This window comes from Shewanella sp. YLB-07 (assembly GCF_009377275.1).
In genome coordinates this window covers 114,548-131,268 of sequence record NZ_VOQB01000004.1, presented here as the reverse complement: position 1 = coordinate 131,268, position 16,721 = coordinate 114,548, and the positions used below count along the sequence as shown (strand labels likewise).

Here is a 16,721-nt window from a genome sequence, read left to right as displayed (position 1 = left end):
TAGTTTGTACTAGTAAAAATAAGAATTTAAGGAGTTCCTACTAGATAGAGGGCTTAGTCGCAGCGAGTTTTTAGGAAGACTAGATAGGAAATGAGGCAATAATCGTTAACCAATTGAGAAAAAACTCATGTAGACTCCTTGTTAAATTGCTAGCCCCCGAATAGTAAATCAGGTCAATCAGCCGAACTGTCCTCGCTGCTGATATCGTTTTGTCTATAACTAGCGACTTGATACGAGCTGAAACTGACGCCCTATACCTGCATTAATTGCCATATGGAAGATCTAATGAAGCAGAAAAACCCGCAGAGTCTCCTGCTTTGGATGACCTTCATCATGTCGCTAGTATTCGCCGTTTGGCAGGTACTGCTCAATAACTTTGTCATAGAGAGAGCGCAATTTACTGGCGTAGAAATCGGCATACTTCAGAGCCTGCGTGAGGTTCCTGGCTTCTTAGCCTTCACGGCCATATTCGTGCTACTACTCATCCGCGAACAAACCTTCGCCTTAGCCTCTCTGGCGGTTTTATCCATAGGCGTTGCGGTTACCGGATTTTTCCCTCAGGTACTCGGCCTCTATATCACCACAGTGATTATGTCTGTGGGCTTCCATTACTTCGAAACCATAAATCAATCGTTGACCCTACAGTGGGTAGACAAAAAGGAGACTGCTGGATTTCTCGGAAAAGCGCTAGCCTGGCGCTCTGCCGCCGCACTCTCAGGTTATGCCAGCATCTGGTTAGTGATGAGCTGGCTAAAACTCGATTATGTGTATATGTATGCTCTCATAGGTTGCTTAGGCTTATTGATGGTGCTGATCGTCACCTTATACTTTCCTAAATTTGAAGTAGGTGAAGTGCAACATAAGAAGATCATTCTCAGGAAGAGATACTGGCTCTACTACCTGCTCACCTTTTTCTCCGGAGCCCGGCGGCAGATTTTCATGGTTTTCGCTGGCTTTATGATGGTAGAGAAATTCGGTTATAGCGTCAGTGAAATTACCAGTCTGTTCCTAATTAATTACGTCGTTAATCTACTGTTTGCTCCAGCAATAGGTCGTTTCATCGGCCGAATAGGCGAACGCCGAGCGCTCACCATCGAATACCTAGGCCTGATCATCATCTTTATCAGCTATGCTTGGGTGCAGCAACCCGAAATAGCTGCGGCTCTCTATGTTATCGATCATTTGTTATTTGCCATGGCGATTGCCATCAAGACCTATTTTCAGAAGATTGCCGACGGTAAAGACATTGCTGCCACCATGTCGGTAAGCTTCACTATTAATCATATTGCCGCCGTAGTGATCCCGGTTTTACTGGGTCTACTCTGGCTATATTCACCACAAGCTGTATTTTATATAGGGGCAGGCTTCGCGGTATGCTCCCTAGTACTGGCCCGAAATATTCCGAGCACTCCGTCCCAAGGCAACGAAGTCAATTGGAGCTGGTCCAGAAAAAATGTTCAGCTCACCGACCCAAGACAATGAGGTCAATGACGCTAGATTCGAGTAAATAAGTGCAAGACGTATTATATTAAACTGAGAGTGATATGGCCGAAATAGCGAAAATCAGCGAAGTAAAGTCAACACAATCTGATGTCTCTGCGCGCAAGAAGGCGCTCCTATTAGGCCTTCAGCTTGGGTTGAGTAGTGAAGAGGGCTATCGGGCAACCACAGCCTCGGTCGCAGAGCGCGCCGAACACCGGCAGCGAAAGTTGATGAGCCAGTATCAAATCAATCTGGAAACCATCTATAAGATAGCCTTGAGCATCACGCCATCAGACGTAACAGGGGCCGATCTCGATCCCGATTGGTCACATCAGTTTTTTCAAATCGCAGAGCAGATACATAACCGAAAAATGCAGGAGTTATGGGGCAGAATTCTCGCCAATGAAATCACCAATCCAGGTAACTTTAGCCTAAGGACCCTGACAACACTGAAACAGTTAACTCACAAAGAAGCACAAATATTAGAGAAAGCCTTAGGCATGGCAGTGAAGGTCAATAACGAGACTCGTTTAAAGCTCATCATTGGATATCGATATACTGGCGGAATTGGCCAGATATTCAGAAAGTCATCACCCATTAATATCGGCTTATCAAATTTTGGCCTGCCTTATTCCAATATTCTCACCTTAATCGATGCAGGTATACTCCACCGAAGTGAATTCGAAACAGGTTTATTAAACAGTAAGACACCTATCCATTTCACCTTGTTCGATACTAAGATGAAACTGACCCCAAAAAGCGGCCATCTATTATTTAACTATTATCGTTTAACGCCGATTGGTGATGAACTCACCCAGCTTATTCACCCTAAACCTGACAGTGAATATACCAAGGCCATGAGGACTCTGTTCGCCAAAGACTTCAAGATCGAATAGCCTTGAAATAAGGTTTATTGTGCTAGATCGACCTTTAATTTTTGAGTCAATTCACCGTGCAGCAATTTATTTTGAGCCCCGTCGTTTCGAACCCTGTCTTTTTGATTAGAGTCAGGTTTAAACCAGTTCAAGGTGTCGGCGAGTTCGACCACCTCACCGATGATCATCAAGGCTGGCATTTTAAGCGCAGGATTTGATGCTAATCGTTCTAACTCTCCCAATGTACCTATGAAGCACCGTTGATCTTGTGTAGTGGCCTTGGAAACAATTGCCACTGGGGTATCGATATTGCGTCCAGCCCCTAACAACCCAGACTTTATCAAGCCAGCATTCAATATTCCCATATAGATAACTAAGGTGTTATTGGGATTTGCATAGCTATTCCAATCCATTGGGCGGCTCTCTAGCTGGCAATGACCTGTGATAAAGGTTACCCCTTGGGCATAATCTCTATGGGTCAGTGGAATGCCCGCATAGGCCGATGTGCCACTGGCAGCCGTGATACCCGGAACGACTTCAAACTCTAAACCCGATTCGACTAAGCTCTGCAGTTCTTCGCCTCCGCGGCCAAAAATAAACGGGTCGCCCCCTTTAAGTCGCACAACACTCTGCTTAGTAAAGGCTTTGGTGACTAAGAGTTGATTGATCTCATCTTGAGCGGCGCTGTGCTTACCCGCACGTTTACCGACTGCAATTTTCTCGGCATCCTTGGGAACCAGAGCCATGATGTCTTCACTGACCAGGGCATCATAGAGGACAACATCGGCGCTCTGGAGGATTCGGTATGCCTTGAGCGTTAACAGCTCAACATCTCCCGGACCCGCACCCACCAACCAAACTTTGCCACCAGCTCTCTGGCCAGGTAAAGCGACTATTTCCATCTCTATGCCCCACACTCGATTTTAATAGTGTAAATATAACCGTCTACTTATAACTTAATAAATAGTTATTTCTTTACTGTTATACGTTTTAGTTATTAAGTGCAGGAGCTTATAATTTACACTCAATAATTTTAACGGTTACGGAGAGAGCCTTATCGACTATAATGCTCATACTCAAAGCAGAGGGATCTGCGTATCCCTTAACGATCTTTTATGGGTAAACTATAACTGTACTCAAACCATTTTTAATCGCTGAAGTTCGGGCGGCTAACAAACCAAGCCAATGGATCTTGCCTCCGGGTAGTGAACAGACGTGTATCAAGGAGAGATATTGAGATTCGGATTTCCACAGATAGTCAATGTATTTGGACTCTGCCTGCTGATCAGCACCCTACAGCTAGCACGCTTAACCCTATATTCTGTCGACTATAAAACCCGCCTAACTCAGAGTGAAATGCATCAAGATCTCGATGTATTGATAAACGAAGTTAAGTTACATTCAGCATTTGCAGCATTAGATGAGCAGAGATTCACTAAGATAGAAGCCGATATCGAGCCTCTTATTTACCGAGTCACCAACTCGCTCGAAACCCAATATTTTTATGCTGAAATCGTAAAACTACTCGCCACTCTCGAAGATCCGGGAGTGATAGTCACATCTCCCAGTGAGCCTCTGTCTATTTTACCTGTGATCCTCAAGCCACTTGCAGACTCCTGGCTTGCACTGGATGAAAACGCCACCCCGATAGATCCCGATCATCCTTTCATTACTCATATCGACGGCCTTCCTCTATCTCGCTGGGAACAAGTCAGTCAAAAGTTTATCTCAAACCCTCTGAATGAGAGCATCAGTGAGCGTGTGCACTGGCTTTCACAGCTGGATATTCTGAGGCACGACATGGGGTTGCCCCTCAAAGCTCAGGTAACCCTGTCCCTCAGCAATAATCAGGATTCCAACATTCAGTTAATCTTGCCAGTTGCCAAGCATCAGCTCCATCCTCCCAGAGAGCTCATCGCCGGCATGGTGAACAGCTTGAACGATGACGGCATGAAGAATCAGCCCTTGTATGTCTCAATCGATTTATTATCTAGCTATGGTAGCGACTCAGACCTAGTGACAAGCCTGGAGAAAGGTTCACAGCAAGCGCTAACTATCATAGATCTGAGGAGTGCCGTAGGAGACAGTGATAAACTGTTACATTTCATCGCCCGTCATTATCCTAACCCCAAATCTGTCTATAATCAGACACAGGTACCACAGCATCTTATTGCCCTAGGGCAATATCGCCGCTCCCTCGAGTTCAAATCCGACTTTCTCAGGCCTCTGGGCTTTATTCCTTTTGATGAGTTTAATTTCTTCGAACAACTAGAGTTCAGTCAGACAAGCCAAACGATTGATTTGAATAAAGCTGACAAGTTCGGTCTCTGGTACGGAAGAAGATCGCCACTGGCTAAAAATTTAAATAGAGATGAGTCAGGCACGCCAATATCTAATCGCCTCGGCTTAATCATAGGCCCTGAATGTCGACGGGAATGTGAGTGGATAGCCTACTTTGCAAAGTCATTGTCACGAGTGACACTTATCGGCGAAAAGACTTCTGGGGACTTAGGTCGACGGTATGGGTTCACCTTACCCAACAGTGGCATAAAGATTGAGTTTACGGCGAGCCTCACCTACAACATGCAAGGGAAATTGCTGTCTAGCGTAGGAACTCAACCCGATATTCCGCTACCCATCACTGAGGTTATAAACTGGCAAGGGCTGTTATCACTGATAGAAAGTGAACAGCAAGATCGAGATACCGTCTACACTCTCAAGAGTCCCAATATTGAAGCTAAGCGGGTATTAAGTGTCGAGCATAGCTCGGATGGGACGACCACTGTAGAGTCCCGAGTGGCGTTACAACAATAAAGTCAAAGAGCTACAGGAAGTGAAGAGCCAAAAGGAGAGGGTTATGCCGAGTCAGGAAGAGTTAGTGTTAACCGCCGATACGTTTAGCCGCGGTGCTTTGCGTATGACTGTCACCCTATTGCGTAGCATAAATCCGAAACTGGCACTCACAGTACAAAATCAAATGTGCAGTCCCATCAATCCTCAACCTGACAATAACCCTAGTCCCAAAGACAACTTCAAGATAGGGCTGGTCCCATTGGACGTTAGAGGGGTAGTTGAATCCCTGCAAAAAAAAGGACAACACCCTCAGGTAGACCCAGGTACTCAAATGATGGTGAAGGCACTCATCATTGACTGGATAAATTATGCAAACTTACTCATAGGTCTAGAAAACAGCAAGAATGCACAGCAATAAAGGAGGTATTTAGTGATGAGTAGCCCTATTGGCGGATTTTACTTAAATGCACAGTATAGGAACAAGGCTGCCAAATCAGAGCTAACGAGCAAACCTAGGATCACGCTCAAACTCCGTATAACACTCGATGGAATTCCCCTTATCGATGAAACGCAAACGGGTATTGCTGAAACTAGATGTCATTTAGACAACGACCATATCTCTGTCACTGCATTGCCAACACTGATTTCCGATGAGATGATACGCTTAGAATTTCATATATTGATCAAGCATCTGGACTCAGATATCGCCACACCTAAACAGCAGGTGTTAAACCTAGAACTGGGCGAAAGCCTTTGCGTATTAGTCGAGGGAGATGAGAGGTTAAAAATAACCACATCATGCTCAATCACCCCATAAAGAATCCTGTTCGATGATTTAGCTTCATCTCTATAAGCTTACACGCATCTGCTAATGTGTTAATTTGAAAGGACCCTATATCGGTAATACCGATTGATATAACAAGCAATATACAGACTAGGTACTAAAGATGTTTAAAATGTCGTTCAAGCTTATCCTATTATCCATACTCAGCTTCTCCGCCATGGCGACCGACCTCAAGGTTGGAGATACTGCACCAAATTTCAGACTACAATCTACAGATGGCAATTTCTATCAGCTAAGTGATTACTTAGGTAAGCAGACTCTGGTCCTCGCCTGGTACCCCATGGCGAACACTCATGGCTGTACACTGGAGTGTCGCTCCCTGGTTCAGAAGGGGCACTTAATCAGGGAATATAACGCGGTCTATATGATGGCTAGTGTCGATGACTTAGAAGACAATCAAGATTTCGCCAAGAAACAGAAAGCCGATTTCCCCATGTTGAGCGATCCTACCAAGGAAACGGCAAAGGCCTACGATGTGCTAAATTTCGTTCGTGTCGCCAGTCGCGTCACCTTCTATGTAGGCAAAGATGGCAAGATCATTAAGATAGATGAAGATATTAATGCAGCAACGGCAGCAGAAGATATAGCCGCAAATTTGGAGCTGTTAGGGGTAGAAAAAAGTATTTAGTCCCTAGATAAAAGGTTCTAGTTCCTAGGAACTAGAACCTTTTCTTTAACCTTCCTCAGCTTCGCGGATACGCTCTTTGCGTTCCTGCTCTTCATCGAAGGCCGCTTCAATTTCAGCGAGCACCGACTCGACATCCGCAGCTTTAGTACTCTCTTTAAACTTGCCTGTCAGTTCAGACTCAGAATTTAACTTACCCGACTCGAACAGAGCCCACATCTCTTTAGCATACTTGCTACTAAGCAGCTCAGGAGCATACTGACCATAATATCGGGTCATATTGTTCACATCACGTTCAAGCATGCGCTTAGCATTATTGTTTGCTGCTGCATCGACAGCCTGGGGGAGATCTATGATCACTGGGCCATTACTGTCCAGCAACACATTAAACTCAGACAAGTCGCCATGAATAAGGCCGACACACAACATACGCTGTACATCTTTTATCACTGACTTGTGCTGCTCTAGTGCCTGCTCACGGGTCAAGGTGATGTCGTTGAGCCTTGGGGCTACAAATCCTTGATCGTCGGTGATCAGCTCCATCAATAGCACACCATCGAAACAACCGTAAGGCTGCGGGACTCTAACGCCGGCATCGGCTAGGCGAAACAGGGCATCGACTTCGGCATTTTGCCAGGAGTTTTCCTGCTCATTACGGCCAAATTTCGAGCCCTTCTCCATGGCTCTAGCTCGGCGACTGTTACGGCTCTTTCTGCCTTCTCGGTATTGTACAGCCTGTTTGAAGCTACGCTTCTCGGCTTCTTTATAAATCTTGGCACAACGAACATCGTCGCCACAGCGGACAACATAAACATCGGCCTCTTTGCCACTCATCAAGGGGCGAAGGACTTCATCAACTAAGCCTTCATCGACGAGAGGCTGAATGCGTTTCGGTATTTTCATAGCGCCGTTATACCTTACTTAAGGCTTCGATGGAATATTAAAACAAATTTTCATGGGAACAAGATCATTCCAAAAACCAAACCCACGAACGTAACTTCTACAATTACAGTAACTTTTCAAAAACTTATATTATTTCGGCTAGTTTAACAGCTCAAACGCCAGATCATAAGCCTTACCTAAATCGACCGTTTTAGGTTTTAAATCTTTTAGGGTCGCAGTGCGTTTATCAGTCGCTCTCATTGTGGCAGGATGAACCAAGTCAACATTTATCATTGAGCTTGCCAATATAACCCCTTCCATCAGGAAGGTCCCTGCACCGCCGGCGCCTTGGCCCTTACTGGCACGCCTGTTCATCACGATTTTCTCAACTTGATGCTCGCCGCAATAAGCCTTAACCTCGGTAGCAAACTGGCTGACCTCTTCCCGGGTGGGATTCTTATTTAGCGCTAACTTGTTTATCTTAGCTGCCACCAGCTCATGGGATTCACGCGTACCACTCAGACTTACCATTCTCACTTCATTTGCTTTTAAAAACAGTCCAGCAATGACCACTTATTACCTCCGCCTTCTAATTTATTTATTACAGTTATCTTTAATGCCGTCTTTATATCGATTGCTATGACACAAAAAAGAGCCAGCAGGGCTGGCTCTTTTTTAGCACTTTATAATAACCTATTAGCGACTCGTATTACTCGCCACCGGGTGTCGCTTTACTATTCATGTATGAGTCAAAGACTATACCCTGGTCATTGATATCCAGGCCCATCTGCACCTGCATATTGTAATCTTTCATCATAGAAAACTCTTCCGGCAATGGTTCGCCAGTCATCTCAGCCAAGCTTAAGATCGGCGCAAACACCTTGCTATAATCCAGATAAACACTATACAAACCGTTATTGTCTAATTTTTCATCAGCCAGCTTATTAGCCACAGCTTCAGCCTTGTCTCCAGTATACAGGACTAAATGTTTGCCCTTCAGCGCCAGCTTAGGAGAGATGCCATATTCGGGCGGAAGTGGAAGCAATTGAGAAAGGTCAACAGGGCTACCATCTTGTGGTAATTGAATATTGGCCAGCTCAGGGGCGAAAGGCTTCACCATGTTAAACAAGATACTCGGATTATCTGCTGACAGGCTTATAATAGCATCGACACTCTCTAAGCTTGGCTCACCCTCTGCGCCCGCGGCTTGCTCGGTAAACTTGTAATCAAGGAGTGCCGCACTCACGCCACGGACTCCATTCGCCATGCCGGTAAACATACCTAACATCGCAGGGTTTTGACCCGACATCTCTTGCTGAAACTCTTGTAAAACCTGACACTGGTATTGAGGTTGTAGCATCTCATCCCATACGGCAGTTAGTGAGGGAACCAATTGATTTAACTCTATGCCCAGACCCATGGAAAATACGCTATCACGACTGTTCTTCACGTAATCTGGAATGAAGCCACGCATGCTCTTAAGTGCATTCAGAAATGTCTGATTTTTACTCTCAATCACAGTAGAGAAATCCAGACTACTCTCTTGGTCTCCTATCGAAACACTATTCAAACCAAATACGGTGCGCGGCCAATTAGCGGCAATAGCCGTAAATTCACTATGGCACTCGGGAGTGCGAAGCTCCAACAATGGGTCTTCTCCCTCTTGAGCAAGAATCGCCGTCACCTGACGGGCCAGCTGATTACCATCTTTGGTAGTAATGGCCTTAACTAACTCTTGATGATTGACGAAACCGACAGCTTCATCGCTAAAACCGTGAGTTTTAATGATATCTTGTAATATCTTTGAATCCGCTAATGAAGGTGTCACGGGATTAATGCCAAGCGCCGTTTCGAGAGTATCTTCGGTAAGCATAGACGCATTTAAGGTGATCGTTAGCAAGCCATCTTGCTGTGAAAACAGTAACTCAATAGGTTCGGCATCGCCTGCATCTGTTAACGTATAAGAGCGATAAGATAGCCCTTTCAAGGTCTTCATTTGGTGACTGAAGCCACTGTCCTTTTCCGCCTTATCAAGCAGAGCCCAAATAGCCTCAGGCTTTTCGACGTCAAGTTTGAGTACAGGTAGCAGGCCTAGGGTGTAAAAATAACTTCTGATATCATCGGCTAGACCAAAAGTGGCCACAAATTTTTGGCCGCTCTCCATACTATCCATATAGGCCCGACTCAAGCTGACAAAAAACTTAGCTCTGGCATCATCAGACTGCTCTAACTCGGCAAACATATCCTCTGGATAGGTCTTGTAACTTTGAGACAATGAGTTGATATAAGACTTGATAGGAAAAGGCTTTAACTGACCCGAAAATATAGGCGTATCTGCAGGTACCGAAGCCAATACTTCATTAGACTGACTCGCTTCCTCTCCGGGCTGCTGGCTAAACCAATATCCACCGGCACCGACGGCAACCACAGCCGCAGCGATTAGTATTTTTTTCATTCATTAAACTCCATTTTATAGATCGAAATTTGTATTTTGGGGGATGTTGAAAACGCCCTGACATTAAAGTCTCTAATATACTATATATGCAGAGAAAAAGGTTCTCAAAAATAAGAAGATGGCCTTTAACAGCTTGAATTCAAGGTTTGTTCCACGACGACTTGAACCGCTAAGGCTTCCCCGAAACTCGCCAGCTTATTAGGTTTCCCGGCCATCATCTTGGCAACTTCATCCAGCTGTAATAAAACAGAACTCCCCACTTGACCTGTGTCGATATCACTCCAACGTTCCAAGGTTCCCATACTCAATTTATTCCAATCTGAAAATCTGATAGCGCGTCTATCGGTATATAAAGTCCATTCATTGGTGTCTGGTGCGACTCCTCCTATGCCACCACTGACTCTGATGGGGAGATCGCCGCAGAGGTACTCGGCCATCACATAAGTTTCGCAGCCCCCTTTAACAAAGGAGATCTGACAGTTAGTTAGCTTCATCTCGCCAAACAGGCGATGCTGTAGAAATACAAAATGAGAGAAAACCTCACGAAGAAAACCGCCCTGCTCTCTTGAACTTAACCAGTTGGCCGCGCCAGCCTGCCAATGCCTCGGCCACTCGCTATAGTGAAACCTCATCTCTACTTGCCGAGCTTCTCCATGCTCAACCTCTTTTGTGAGTGATACTAATTTATCTAGAATTGGACTGCTGGCTAATGACAAATTAACGGCAGACATAACCCCGGAGGCCTCAACCTCTTCGACTAATATACCTGCTGCACTAAGATCTATACTGAGGGGTTTCTCGCACCATATTGCCTTTCCCTGAGTTAAGGCTAAACGACAATATTCAATATGGGATGCCGGAGGCGTGGCGATATAAACAAGATCGACCTGCTCGCATGAAACCAGCTCATTGGCCGATGCCATCAGCCTGATGTGTCTATATTCTGCTTTGGACATAAACTCAGCAGACACAGACGGCAAGGAAGGATCGAAGATGGCTACAACTTCAAACTCATTATGTGCCAACGCACCATCGACTATATATTTACCGATAGTATCAAAGCCAATCACTCCAATACGTATTCTCTTGATATTTACTGCCAAAAGTTACTCTCCATGTATGCTCTTCTAGGTTCTAGGTTCTAGGTTCTAAAATAGATTACCAAATATGTTGGCTTAAAAAACAGAAGTAATGTTTGAATGAAGTAAATTCAGGAATGGACTGTGGTGAGCTTTAGAGTTCTGGACTGAGCCTGAATAGCCGCATCGGGCTATTCAGGGGCAACGGCTATTGATTAAGCAGGCGCTAACAAGCCAACCAAAACCACATATCACCTAATCACATAATCACATAATCACATAATCACATATAAAATAGGATACGTGAGGTGAACAGGCTCTAAAGGCCGTCTGTGACTTCTAGTGAGTATCATCACAGGGGGTGACAACAAGCTCCAGGAAGATCTAAAAGTCATTGAGTCCAAAGTTAAACAACACAAATTAACAATGACTCCTATACAGAACAGCATTCTAAAACCATCTACGGGAACTCCTGACTATAGACTAGTTTTTTTAACTGTGCATAAGTTTGTGCGTAAAAATGTATTATTTATTAAAAATACAACGAAAGCACACCACCTTGATTATTTTCCCCGTAAAATTAGGTGGATGAGATCAAAATGACAAACCCCACTTACAGCCAAACAGTATTGATGTACCAGTACGAGCATGTGGATAAGCAGAACAAGAATCCTGAATACCACTAAGTTAATTATCACTGATAGCCAAATACAAAGTTGCAAATCCGTAGGCATAAAAAGAGCCAGATCAACTGGCCCCTATTTTGTTGTCGACTAAAACTAGAAATATAAAGCGAGAGACATGAATCTATATCTCAAAATGCAGTCCACATTCACGCTTGAGACCATTAAAACGCGTCTCCTCTTCACTCATACCCAGCTCTAATGGCTTACTGGAATGTGTATCACTAACTTAAACCATAACCTTGCTGCTATATCTCGAAGTGCTGACCACATTCACGCTTGAGACCATTGAAACGCGTCTCCTCTTCACTCATACCCAGCTCTAATGGCTTACTGGAATGTATATCACTAACTTAAACCATAACCTTGCTGCTATATCTCGAAGTGCAGACCACATTCACGCTTGAGACCATTGAAACGCGTCTCCTCTTCACTCATACCCAGCTCTAATGGCTTACTGGAATGTATATCACTAACTTAAACCATAACCTTGCTGCTATATCTCGAAGTGCAGCCCACATTCGCGCTTGAGGCCATTAAAACGCGTCTCCTCTTCACTCATACCCAGCTCTAATGGCTTACTGGAATGTGTATCGCCAACCGACACGTAACCTTGTTCCCAAAGTGGGTGATAAGGTAGGTCATGCTCAGTTAAGTATTCATGCACATCCTTATTACTCCAGTCTAAGATAGGTAAGATCTTATAGCGTGAACCATGAATAGCTAAGATAGGCAGAGCCTCTCGGGTACTGGATTGACTGCGGCGCAAGCCTGCAAACCAGGTGCCGACACTCAGTTCATCGAGAGCTCGCTGCATTGGCTCAACCTTGTTCATACGATTATATTGGTCTAAACCATCGAGGCCTTTCTCCCACAACTGGCCAAAACGCGCCTCCTGCCAGGCAGGGGTCATGGGTGAGGCGAATATCTTAAGGTTTAATGATAAACGCTCGCTCAGCTCATCGATAAACTTATAGGTTTCGGGAAACAGGTAACCGGTATCGGTCAAGATCACCGGGATACCCGGCTTCTCAGTACTGACCAGATTCAACATCACGGCACCTTGAATACCAAAACTCGACGATAACGCGTGGTTACCCGGAAGATACTTCAATCCCCAGACGACTCTTCGCTTAGGGGTCAGCTCTGTGAGGAAACGATTGATACGCTCAAGCTCACCCTTCTGCTCGACTGCCGGCGCGCTTAACAGGGCTAACAGCTCTTGTGCAGAAACCACTGATTCAACCTGAGTGTTTAATTCAGGCATTACTACTCTGTCCATGAAAATCCTTAGCGGCATCGATTACCGCTGCCACGACGCCTATGCGTACCGTGAAATTACCAAAGGTTTCGGCCTCTTCCCGTTCAGCCACGTATTTGGCGAACAAGCTATCAAGCTCAGATAAGATCTCAGCTTCTTGAATATTCTCGCGATAAAGTTTATTTAAACGTGTACCTTCGAAGCTCGCGCCCAGATATAGGTTATAGCGACCCGGCGCTTTACCTACCAAGCCAATCTCTGCCGCGAAGGGTCTTGCACAGCCATTAGGACAACCCGTCATGCGGATAACGATTCCTTGGTCCAGGAAGCCATGTTTCTCCTGCAATGACTCGACTTTCGTCAGGAAGTCCGGAAAGTAACGCTCGGCTTCCGCCATGGCGAGGGCACAAGTTGGCAATGCAACACAAGCAATTGAGCGGCCTCGGGTCTCGGTAATCAATTTCCCCATCAGACCATGGCTACGGGCTAAGGCTTCTATCTCGGCCTTATCTTCTTCGGCAACGCCGGCTATGATTAGGTTTTGATTAGAGGTCATACGGAAATCGCCCTTATGTATCTTGGCAATCTCTCTTAATCCGGTTTGTAGAGGCTGACTAGGGAGATCTTTGATGCGCCCGCCTTCGATAAATAACGTCAGGTGCCACTGGTTATCGACACCTTTTATCCAACCATAACGGTCGCCGCGATCGCCGATGACGACATCGCGCTTGGGCTCAAATTTAACTCCTGCACGCTTCTCTACCTCAGCCTTAAACACCTCATAACCATATTTGACTATGGTGTACTTGAGTCTCGACAGCTTACGGTTAGAACGATTACCCCAGTCACGTTGAACTTTTAATATCGCCTCGGCAAACTTCAATGTGTCTTCGGCCTTAATAAAGCCAAAATCATCGGCAAGGCGCGGAAATGTCTGTACTTCGCCATGGGTAGAGCCCATACCGCCACCAGCCACTAAGTTAAAGCCGATAAGCTCGCCCTCTTCCGCTACCGCGATAAAACCCAAATCATTGGTGTATACGTCTACATCATTATCTGGTGGTACCGCAACGGCCATCTTGAACTTACGTGGCAAGTAAGTCTTGCCATATACAGGCTCGACATCATCACCTTCACTGGTGGCAACTTTGTCATCTCCCAGCCAGATTTCGGCATAAGCCTTAGTACGTGGCAAGTAGTTATCCGACAGCTTCTTGGCCCAATAGAAGGCCTGCTCGTGTAAGCGAGACTCTACTGGGTTTGGATTACACATCACATTACGGTTCACGTCACCACAGGCGGCAATCGAGTCCATTGCCTTGCTGTCCAGACTCTGGATCAAGGCTCTCAAGTTACGCTTAGAGATACCGTGATACTGAAATGTCTGACGCGTAGTCAAGCGTATGCTGTTAGAGCTGGTCAAGGTTGACGCTATTTCATCGACACCCAGCCACTGTTCCGGAGAACACACGCCACCGGCAACACGGGCGCGCAACATGAAACTATAGAGCGGCTCCAATTTCTGCTCTTTACGTTCATTTCTTAAATCACGGTCATCTTGCTGGTAAAAACCATGGAATTTAATCAGCTGCTGATCACCTTCACTAAATGATCCCGTAACAGCGGTATCTAAGCCTTCCTGAATTGTGCCTCTCAGAAAATTACTGTCGGTTTTAAGATGTTCATTGACTGATAATGGCTCTGCTTGCTCTACACTTTTATTCTCTGACATGGCTACCGCCTCACTCATCTCTTGTGCGACGCTCTTAATAGGCATCGCATCTTATATTAGGTTTAAACAGAAGATCTGATTACCGGGTATCCAGACCCGGCAAGACTTCTAAATATCAATAAACGTCTTTCTGATAACGCTTGTCGCTGCGTAATTGCTCAAAGTAGGCCTCGGCCTCCTCCTCGGTTTTCCCGCCAAACTTCACAGCGATATCCAACAAGGCCTGATGCACATCTTTTGCCATACGCTCGGCATCACCACAAATATAGAAATGCGCGCCAGACTCGAGCCATTTCCACAGCTCTTCACCTTGCTCGGCGATTCTGTGCTGAACATAAATCTTGTGAGCCTGATCTCTAGAGAAGGCTAAATCTATACGAGATAACGAGCCATCTTTCAGATATTGCTGCCACTCAGTTTGATAGAGAAAATCCTGCTCAAAATGTGGGTTACCGAAAATAAGCCAGCTATTGCCTTCGATACCTTGAGCCGCACGTTCCTGCATAAAGGCTCTAAACGGCGCAATACCTGTGCCCGGCCCCACCATGATTACTGGAGTCTCTGGATTTTCCGGAAGTCTGAAATGCTTATTAGGTTCAACATATACCTTAACTTCGGCTCCCTCTTGTGCTTGAGCCAGAAACTGTGAAGCGCCACCAAATCTTGCGGCTCCTTCACGTTCATCTTCGACTAAGGCAACGGTCAAGTGTACCTCTGATTCCACCTCGGACTGACTCGATGCAATGGAATACAGACGAGGTGTGATAGGTCGCAGCATGGCCAACAGCTGAGTAGAAGTTACTTCTGCGCTGTAAGTAGCCACTAGATCTGCTAGCTGATTATTTCGCACAAACTGACGAGTCAGCTCTTTGTCATCACTGATACTCTGCAGCTCGGCATTACCGCTAAGAGCGGCCCAATCTTTAATCAGACCTGGGTAAAGCTGAGTCAGCTCTTTCTTCTCGATTAACGCTTGCTTGAGAGATAACGCATCCTTGCCCACTGTTACAGCTTCATCGCCGTCGAGGGATAATTTAGTCAGTAGCTCTTCGACTAAAGTTGCTGTATTAGTAAACCAGACTCCCAGCGCATCACCGGCTTGATAGCTCAGCCCTGACTCACCTAAGTCGATTTCGACGTGTCGTACGTCACGATCCGATCCCCGCCCTGTTAACTTCTGGCTCACGAGAAGCTCTGCTGTATAAGGTTTTTGCTTGGTGAACTCACTCACTACTGCGCCTGGTATGCCTGTACCAGATAGTGAAACAACACTCGCACCAGAGGTTTCGATCAACGGCTTAACGGCCTCTAAAACACTCTCTTGCCACAATTCAGAGGCAGATTCATAGTCGACATCACATTCAACCAGAGTCTGGAGTGGCTTAGCGCCTAATGCTGATAGGCGATCATCGAAGTCCTTACCTGTCTGACAGAAGAATTCATAACTCGAATCCCCCAGAGCCAACACCGAATAGTTTAGGTTTTCTAATTTAGGCGCTCGCTTAGATGCCAGGAATTTATGCAATTCGATAGCATCATCGGGCGCTTCGCCTTCACCGTGAGTACTCACGACAGCCAGTAATATGGTTTCTTGCTTCAGTTGACGGACCTTGTAATCCCCCATGGAAGCAAGGTTAACGGCGTACCCTTGGGCTTGAGCCTTCGCTGCCAATTCGCTTGCAACCCCACGACCATTACCGGTTTGACTACCGTATAGTATGGTGATGGTTTGTGCCGGAGCGCTTTGAACGGCAGTTTCGCTACCAAGAAGATTGGATCCTTGCTCGGCGGTAGCAGATAAATATCCGCTCACCCACGCAAGTTGCACGGCACTCAGCTCAGCGGTGAGCTGCTTTAACTTATCCACCTGCCCTGTCGACAATGGCGAAGCGAGTGATGAAAGCTCTTTTAACAACATGGGTACGGCCCTATATCAGTGTAATGTCAGTTAGCTTAGCCCCTATAAAGAAAAGCAAAAAAGAATAAAATCTGATTTTTAATACCTTTTTG

The 16,721-nt window shown here is 45.7% G+C and carries 14 protein-coding genes and 2 pseudogenes; 7 read left to right on the top strand and 9 right to left on the bottom strand.

The annotated features are described in order from the left end of the window. Positions 1 to 285: 285 nt before the first annotated feature. Positions 286 to 1,482, top strand: coding sequence for an MFS transporter (locus FS373_RS10170; RefSeq protein ID WP_416221757.1), 1,197 nt, complete (start codon positions 286 to 288; stop codon positions 1,480 to 1,482). 62 nt (positions 1,483 to 1,544) lie between these two features. Beyond that, positions 1,545 to 2,378, top strand: coding sequence for a TIGR03899 family protein (locus FS373_RS10165; protein ID WP_144044997.1), 834 nt, complete (start codon positions 1,545 to 1,547; stop codon positions 2,376 to 2,378). A 14-nt stretch (positions 2,379 to 2,392) separates the two neighbouring features. Here FS373_RS10165 and cobA read toward each other — a convergent pair whose 3' ends face one another. Continuing rightward, a complete protein-coding gene (cobA, locus tag FS373_RS10160; protein ID WP_144044996.1) occupies positions 2,393 to 3,259 on the bottom strand; it encodes a uroporphyrinogen-III C-methyltransferase in 867 nt (288 codons plus the stop codon). 130 nt (positions 3,260 to 3,389) lie between these two features. On the opposite strand from cobA, the pseudogene FS373_RS10155 reads away from it, so the two are divergent. The 5 genes and pseudogenes from FS373_RS10155 to FS373_RS10135 all read left to right on the top strand — a co-directional run. Further along, positions 3,390 to 3,515: pseudogene (locus tag FS373_RS10155) on the top strand (phospholipase A); the annotation flags it as partial. A 75-nt stretch (positions 3,516 to 3,590) separates the two neighbouring features. Next, complete coding sequence (locus tag FS373_RS10150; protein WP_227992659.1) at positions 3,591 to 5,171, top strand: S41 family peptidase; 1,581 nt, start codon at positions 3,591 to 3,593, stop codon at positions 5,169 to 5,171. Between the two features lie 43 nt (positions 5,172 to 5,214). Further along, positions 5,215 to 5,568 (top strand): hypothetical protein, encoded by a 354-nt coding sequence (locus FS373_RS10145; RefSeq protein WP_144044995.1) that lies wholly within the window; start codon positions 5,215 to 5,217, stop codon positions 5,566 to 5,568. Positions 5,569 to 5,583: 15 nt separating this feature from the next. After that, on the top strand, positions 5,584 to 5,967 hold the full coding sequence (locus tag FS373_RS10140) for a hypothetical protein (RefSeq protein ID WP_144044994.1): 384 nt from the start codon (positions 5,584 to 5,586) through the stop codon (positions 5,965 to 5,967). 130 nt (positions 5,968 to 6,097) lie between these two features. Beyond that, positions 6,098 to 6,622 (top strand): peroxiredoxin family protein, encoded by a 525-nt coding sequence (locus FS373_RS10135; protein WP_144044993.1) that lies wholly within the window; start codon positions 6,098 to 6,100, stop codon positions 6,620 to 6,622. A gap of 45 nt (positions 6,623 to 6,667) precedes the next feature. Here FS373_RS10135 and FS373_RS10130 read toward each other — a convergent pair whose 3' ends face one another. The 8 genes and pseudogenes from FS373_RS10130 to FS373_RS10085 form a co-directional block, all read right to left on the bottom strand. After that, complete coding sequence (locus tag FS373_RS10130; RefSeq protein ID WP_144044992.1) at positions 6,668 to 7,522, bottom strand: PA4780 family RIO1-like protein kinase; 855 nt, start codon at positions 7,520 to 7,522, stop codon at positions 6,668 to 6,670. Between the two features lie 138 nt (positions 7,523 to 7,660). Continuing rightward, on the bottom strand, positions 7,661 to 8,074 hold the full coding sequence (locus tag FS373_RS10125; RefSeq protein ID WP_144044991.1) for a DUF3010 family protein: 414 nt from the start codon (positions 8,072 to 8,074) through the stop codon (positions 7,661 to 7,663). A gap of 136 nt (positions 8,075 to 8,210) precedes the next feature. Beyond that, positions 8,211 to 9,956, bottom strand: coding sequence for a hypothetical protein (locus FS373_RS10120; protein ID WP_144044990.1), 1,746 nt, complete (start codon positions 9,954 to 9,956; stop codon positions 8,211 to 8,213). A gap of 125 nt (positions 9,957 to 10,081) precedes the next feature. After that, a complete protein-coding gene (locus FS373_RS10115; protein ID WP_152829375.1) occupies positions 10,082 to 11,059 on the bottom strand; it encodes a Gfo/Idh/MocA family protein in 978 nt (325 codons plus the stop codon). 783 nt (positions 11,060 to 11,842) lie between these two features. Next, positions 11,843 to 11,947: pseudogene (locus FS373_RS31915) on the bottom strand (phosphoadenosine phosphosulfate reductase); the annotation flags it as partial. Positions 11,948 to 12,214: 267 nt separating this feature from the next. Next, complete coding sequence (locus FS373_RS10095) at positions 12,215 to 12,985, bottom strand: phosphoadenylyl-sulfate reductase (protein WP_185977048.1); 771 nt, start codon at positions 12,983 to 12,985, stop codon at positions 12,215 to 12,217. Next, complete coding sequence (gene cysI / locus FS373_RS10090; RefSeq protein ID WP_152829374.1) at positions 12,978 to 14,711, bottom strand: assimilatory sulfite reductase (NADPH) hemoprotein subunit; 1,734 nt, start codon at positions 14,709 to 14,711, stop codon at positions 12,978 to 12,980. Before cysI ends, FS373_RS10095 begins: the two co-directional genes overlap by 8 nt. Positions 14,712 to 14,826: 115 nt before the next feature. Then, on the bottom strand, positions 14,827 to 16,629 hold the full coding sequence (locus tag FS373_RS10085) for an assimilatory sulfite reductase (NADPH) flavoprotein subunit (protein ID WP_152829373.1): 1,803 nt from the start codon (positions 16,627 to 16,629) through the stop codon (positions 14,827 to 14,829). Between the last annotated feature and the right edge of the window lie 92 nt (positions 16,630 to 16,721).